Genomic DNA, 6309 nt, shown 5'->3' with positions numbered 1-6309 from the left:
GCATAGGTATAAAAACCTTGACGATCTGTTAATGAGCCGCTACCGAGTTAGGTAATATTTGTATATTATTAATAGATAAAAATAAACTATAATTCCATTATACAAATCTAAAGGACGATCTTTCAATGCTTTTCCCCTTAAGTTAAAGAAATGGCTCTAGGCTAGAATTAAAATGTACAGGCAATTTTGCCATACACATACCTACCACTAAAACCAAACTGGCTAACGGCTCTTGAGTACAAAAACCTACCATTCGAGGTATTGTCTAATCCCCCAGAATAATTACTCGCAGCGTTTCCGCTCAAATTATTTTCATTATTACGCGGATCGATATATAATTTATCAGGGTAAACATCAAAAATATTATTGGCCCCAACGGTTACCGACCAGGTTTTATTTGCTGCATAACTTACCGAGAAATCTGTTATCCATTTTGGTGCAAAGGTCTGATCCAATTGTGTTGGTAAGCCATTGGCAGCAACATTCGGATCAATTGCATTTAAATAGGTAACCTCGCCAAAACGAACTGTTCTTGCCACAAACGATAGTTTATTTACATTATAGGTTGCGGTAATATTCAGTTTGTTTTTAGGCACAGAACTTTCGAAACGGGAGCGTTCTAAACGATCGAAAAGTTTAGCCTTTAATGTAGGATCACTTTCAATTTTATCAGAACCCTGGATACTTCTCACCACGGTTTTGTTTAAATTTCCGGCAACACTTAAAACTAAGCTGCTTTTTGCACCCAAATTGAACCTATTGGTTAAAACCACATCGATACCTGCGGTATTGGTAGTAATGGCGTTGGTAAAAAACTGGACACTGTTAATTTGTGCCGCTGGATCTACCGTATTTAAAATCTGATTTACCACGCCGGTTGGCACTAAAACACCGCCAGCACGTTCGCGGGCATATTGACTGGAGAAAACAATACGGTCGCTGATATCAATGTTATAAGCATCGATGGTAAAAGTAAAGGTTTTGGCGATTTTGCCTGCTAAACCTAAACTTCCCGATTTAGAAATTTCAGGTTTTAATGCGCCAACACCAAACTGAGCAACAATAGGATTGGCATTATTTACTGTTAAAACCTGCGTTGCATTGGTGCCTACAAACTGTGTACTTTCATTGTTAAAATATTGTTGGTGTAAAGATGGCGCCCTAAATCCTGTGGCATACGCGCCACGGATGGAAACATCTCCAAAAAGCATAACCTTACCCGTAAATTTATACGAGAAGTTAGAACCGAAATCACTATAATTTTCATAACGGCCCGCGGCCCCTAAAGTTACCCGGGGACCAAATTCAGCTTCAAGATCGGCATAGGCACCAACATTGTGCCTCGATTTATCCAATGCGTTGCTCGGCTTAAAGCCCGGGAATACCTGCGCACCTGATGCCGTAGGGGATGTCCCGATCAATCTTCCACCATTTGAATAGGACAAAAACTCCCCTTCTTTGATCTGGTAATTATCTATCCTGAATTCTCCGCCAAAGGCCGTATTTAATGAAGTTAAAAATCCACCGTCAAAAGTGTGCTTTTTGCTTAAATCAAGATTACTGGTGTTTTGCCTGAACAGCAATTCTCCTGCATAAAACGAAGTAGGGCTAGTGCCTGTTGGTAAAGAGGCATTTACCGTATTGTCAATATTAAATTCAATGGTATTTTCTCCACTTGTATTACTCAGGTCGTAATCCCAAGTGCCTATTTTACCTCTTAATCCGGCAGAGAATGAATAATCATTAATCTTGGTATCGATGAAAGGCAAAAATCCATTAGGATAGATAGATAAATCAATCTGTGTTGTTTGTGTTGGCAGGCGATAAAATCCTGCCGCACTACCTGTTTTATGGGTAAAGCCAGCTGCATAGTATAATTGAGTGGTTTTACCAAAATTAAACTGTCCGTTTAAAAAACCACCTCCATTTTTCGAATCGGAGTTACCCACGCGCATGTTGTTTCTATCCAAGCCATTTGCTCTTGCCCTTGCATCATCAGCGGCCTTTAAGCTTGCAAAACGGGCTTGGAAATCAGCTTCGGTTTCTGTTGAACCTTTAGTTGGGCTCGCAGAATATAATAACGGACGGGTGTCTAAGCCACCCCTGTTGGTATAGCCTCTTTGGAGGTATTGTGCCGCAAAATTAATGAAACCTTTATCATTTTTAAATGCCCATCCCTTGCTAAAATCTGCCTGAAAAGTTCTGCCATCGCTAAAATCGCGACCCAAAGCACTTGATGAAGACTGACCAAAAGAGGTAGAAAAACTATATGGTGTTACCTTTTTTAATACAATGTTGATTACCCCTGCAATGGCATCCGAACCGTACTGCGCCGCTGCGCCATCGCGCAGCACCTCAATGCGTTCTATTGCCGAAACCGGGATGGAATTTAAATCGGTTCCAACAGAACCACGGCCAAAAGTACCGTTAATGTTTACCAATGCTGTAGTATGCCTACGTTTTCCGTTTACCAGCACCAAAACCTGATCTGGTCCTAAACCGCGTAAAGATGCAGGATCGATGTGATCGGTTCCATCAGCAACGGTTTGCCGGTTAGAGCTAAAAGATGGCGCCACAAAGTTTAGAATCTGCGTTAAATCTGTTTGGGCAAATACCTTAACATCTTTTGTAGAAATCAGATCAACAGGTACCACACTTTCGATGTTCGTTCTCGGCGTTGATCTTGATCCGACCACAACTACATCACTTAACAGTTCTTTCGCATCCTGCAATGCAAAATCCATGGTTTTTACGGTATTATCAATCTGAACAGCTACTTCGGAAGTTTGATAGCCGGTAAAAGAAATTCTGACTTTATAAGCCCCGGGTGAAGGAAACTTTAAGGCATAAAGTCCATTTCCATCGGATGATGTTCCAACTTTTGAGCCAACTACCTGAACTGTAGCACCTGGAATAGCTAAGCCTGTAGAATCGGTTACCTTACCTTTTAAGCCTTGGGCTAATAATTGAGTAGAAGTTAGAAAGAGGAGAAGGGGTAGAATGTTTTTGAGTAAAATTCGTATCATAGTTCATAGGTTTATAAACAATAATAACAATTTTATTACAAAGATTTAGCGCGAGACCTAATTTTTCCAAATAAAATTTCGGAAAATACATTGAAAGACAAATAAACAATGACAATTGGCTAAAAAATCAATAGATTTTAAGTGAAAACAAAACTTATTTTGCTTCCTCAATCAATAAACCAACATCGCTTATCTCTACAAGTGGATTATCGCGCATATTCTGCTCAACTTCGACCTCAAACTTACCATTTCGGGGAAAATGATAGTTGGTTAACATCGGCAGGGTATAACTAAACATATTTCCGGAACCACTGCCCAACCATTCGCCATCATTTTTGGCGAGTTTGTATTGATAACGCCGGGTTATCATCTTCTTGCCATCTTTAAAATGGGCAAGGATAAAAATATTGGCATATTTATAATTGGCGGTATGTCTAAGCTTAAAATAAATGTTGTAAGTCTTGGTATTATCCTTAATCTCAAACGGCATCGAAATATGGTTACGGTAGGTCCACCTGCGGTCGGCAATTTCTATATTACTATCAATTACGCTGACCATACAGCCCATAAATAGGGTAACCATTAATAAAAAGCCAAGCAAAATTATTTGCTTTTTATTCAGCAGCAGGTTTATTTTCTGAGCCATTATTATTGTTTCGGCGGTTATTATTTTTCCTACGGTTATTTCTATTCTTATTTTTGCTCTGTTCTGGCTTAACACCTTCGGCCGCTACATTTCCTTCAGCTTTTACTACAGGCTTTTGCGCTTGTGGCTGCTGTTGTTTTGGCTTATTGTTTTGAGGTTTTGGGCCATTTACATGCTGTGGTTTAGGCACTGCCTGTTGTGGCTTTGGTCCATTAGGCTGTTGTTTTCCGCCTTGTTGAGCTTTCTGCACACCCTGTTGAGGTTGCTGAGTCTTATTATTAGGCCCTGCATTTTTATCTCCGGCAGGAATTCTTTCTCTTTTATTTTGGTTGTTGTTGCGGTTGTTTTTCTGGTTGTTTTTGTTCTGGTTGTTTTTACCCCGCGAGCGTTCATCTAAGCGGGTTAAACTATCCTGACCAACTACATTTTCGTAATCGAAAGATTTTTCTACCACAACCGGCGCAGCAATCTGAACGGCCTCTTCTTTTAAGTTAGGCGCTTTTTTGCCTGCCTTGTTCATCGCCATGATCTCTTTTACACGCGCAGCTTTAACCGGAATCCAGTTTTCATCACCCATGTAACTAAACCACATTATTTTTTTGAAAATATCTGTTTTTTGGTGACGGGCATAACCAGCCTCCGTATCAAGGTTTTCAATTCTATCGGGAATATCTTTTAAAGCATCCAAATAGGTATCCAGCTCATAGTTTAAACAGCATTTTAATTTACCACACTGCCCAGCAAGCTTTAAAGTATTTAGGGATAAGTTTTGATAACGAGCCGCAGCCGTAGATACAGTTTTGAAGTTGGTTAACCAGGTTGAACAGCATAATTCTCTGCCGCAGGAGCCGATTCCACCTAAACGGCCAGCCTCCTGACGCATCCCAATCTGGCGCATTTCAATCCTGATACGGAAACTCTCCGCCATTTTTTTAATGAGCTCACGGAAATCCACACGTCCATCTGCTGTATAAAAGAAAGTGGCTTTCGTTTTATCGGCCTGATAATCTACATCACTGATTTTCATCTGTAAACGAAGATCCAAGGCTAGTTTACGGGCTTTGTGCATCGTTTCCCACTCCATCCCTTTAGCAGCATTCCATTTTTCTACATCAGCTTCTGTAGCCTTACGGTAGATTTTTTTGGTTACCTGATCGAGTGCCGTTTTACGGCGTTTCATCTGGATCCTTACCAGTTCGCCCGTAAGCGAAACATGCCCCACATCAAAACCGCCAGTTGGCCCTTCAACGGCAACAAGTTCCCCGATTTCGAGGTAAATGTTATCGTTATTGAGAAAAAACTCTTTGCGTGAGCCTTTAAATTTGATTTCTGTAACCTGAAAAGGTTTATAATTAGAAGGCATATCCAAATTAGACAGCCAATCGTGAACTTCCATTGTTTGGCAACCACCGGTGCCGCATGAGCCATTACTTTTGCATCCATTAGGGGTGCAGCCACCACCTGTTGAACAACTTCCACATCCCATATTAATTGTATATATATTGAGTCCCCGTAGGGAGCGTTTTAAACTTGATAATTTTTACCAATTGTAAAGATACATCTAAAAACAGAATTTTCGGGTTTGCGTTTCTTTCAATGTGGTAATGTGCCTTTTCCAGTTCGCCTATTATAGCCTCTGCCATAGGCAAGGTAAGTACGTGTGTACTGAGTTTTTTCGCCGTTTCGAAGGTTAGGGGGGGTAATTTCACCAATTCTTCAGCACCACTTAAAATTAAACAGCATTCGCGTAAATAATTTACGCCATATTTTAAAAAATTCTTCTGGTTTTCTCTTCCCCACTTCGCTGCTTCGTCGGTAAACTCGATCAGATCGGGTACTTTGTTACCAAAACCCATCCGCAACCAGGCCGTAAATGTACCCGAACTATCACTTTGTGTATCGGCAGCCAGTGCTTTTGCTTCAATTAAATTTCCATCGGCCAAAAATGAGTAATCAATAGCCTGGTGCTCGCTTAATCCACTCGCATTTAATAAATATCCAGTTACCTCTTCTGATGAAAGTTTTGGGATTTTCACAATTTGCGTTCTGGATAAAATGGTAGTTAAAATCTGATCCTGACTTTGTGCAATTAAAATAAATAAAGTATTTGCTGGTGGTTCTTCAATTAATTTGAGCAGCGCATTTCCGGCCTTATCCAAATATTCGGGCAGCCACATAATTAAAACCTTGGTTTCGGCTTCGAAGGCTTTATAACTTAGTTTTTTAATAATATCGTGGCATTCGGCAATATTAATATTAGCCTGTTTATTGGCGGCATCGAGTTTAGAGCGCCAGATATCCATATCGAAATATGGGTCATGCATTAACATGCCCCGCCATTCTTCCAATACATCAACAGCTGTTTTCACACTCGCAGAAGCAAAAAAAGGATAGGAGAAATGGAGATCTGGGTGGATAAGACGTTCGTATTTTCTACAGCTCGAACATTCGCCGCAACTATCATTTTCGCCTTTGTTAAGGCAATTAATGTATTGTGCATAGGCAATAGCCAGCGGTACAGCGCCAGAACCAGCAGGCGACAAAAACAGTTGCGCATGACTAATGCGGTTTTCTTTAACCGTTTGCACCAATTGTTGCTTCACTCTTTCCTGTCCGATGATTTCTTTAAACTGCATT

At 40.5% G+C, this 6309-nt stretch carries 4 protein-coding genes; all 4 read right to left on the bottom strand.

Annotated elements, in window-relative coordinates; genetic code table 11:
- Nucleotides 1-167: 167 nt before the first annotated feature.
- The 4 genes from ACTJKN_RS22320 to ACTJKN_RS22305 all read right to left on the bottom strand — a co-directional run bounded on the left by ACTJKN_RS22320 (nucleotide 168) and on the right by ACTJKN_RS22305 (nucleotide 6308).
- A complete protein-coding gene (locus ACTJKN_RS22320) occupies nucleotides 168-3026 on the bottom strand; it encodes a TonB-dependent receptor (protein WP_440827911.1) in 2859 nt (952 codons plus the stop codon).
- Nucleotides 3027-3180: 154 nt separating this feature from the next.
- Nucleotides 3181-3672, bottom strand: coding sequence for a gliding motility lipoprotein GldH (locus ACTJKN_RS22315; RefSeq protein ID WP_440827910.1), 492 nt, complete (start codon nucleotides 3670-3672; stop codon nucleotides 3181-3183).
- On the bottom strand, nucleotides 3641-5158 hold the full coding sequence (locus ACTJKN_RS22310; RefSeq protein ID WP_440827909.1) for a PSP1 domain-containing protein: 1518 nt from the start codon (nucleotides 5156-5158) through the stop codon (nucleotides 3641-3643). The genes ACTJKN_RS22315 and ACTJKN_RS22310 overlap by 32 nt, the downstream gene beginning before the upstream one ends.
- A 1-nt stretch (nucleotide 5159) precedes the next feature.
- On the bottom strand, nucleotides 5160-6308 hold the full coding sequence (locus ACTJKN_RS22305; protein WP_440827908.1) for a DNA polymerase III subunit: 1149 nt from the start codon (nucleotides 6306-6308) through the stop codon (nucleotides 5160-5162).
- Nucleotide 6309 lies beyond the last annotated feature (1 nt).

Origin of the sequence: Pedobacter sp. 22163, assembly GCF_052045595.1 — a bacterium.
GTDB lineage: Bacteria > Bacteroidota > Bacteroidia > Sphingobacteriales > Sphingobacteriaceae > Pedobacter.
Note: the sequence above shows the minus strand (reverse complement) of the source record. Positions and strands in the feature narration are given on the sequence as shown.

Excerpts from the sequence above, each read along its gene's own strand:
- ACTJKN_RS22320 (WP_440827911.1), bottom strand. The coding sequence starts at position 3,026 with ATGATACGAATTTTACTCAAAAACATTCTACCCCTTCTCCTCTTTCTA.
- ACTJKN_RS22315 (WP_440827910.1), bottom strand. The coding sequence starts at position 3,672 with ATGGCTCAGAAAATAAACCTGCTGCTGAATAAAAAGCAAATAATTTTG.
- ACTJKN_RS22310 (WP_440827909.1), bottom strand. The coding sequence starts at position 5,158 with ATGGGATGTGGAAGTTGTTCAACAGGTGGTGGCTGCACCCCTAATGGA.
- ACTJKN_RS22305 (WP_440827908.1), bottom strand. The coding sequence starts at position 6,308 with ATGCAGTTTAAAGAAATCATCGGACAGGAAAGAGTGAAGCAACAATTG.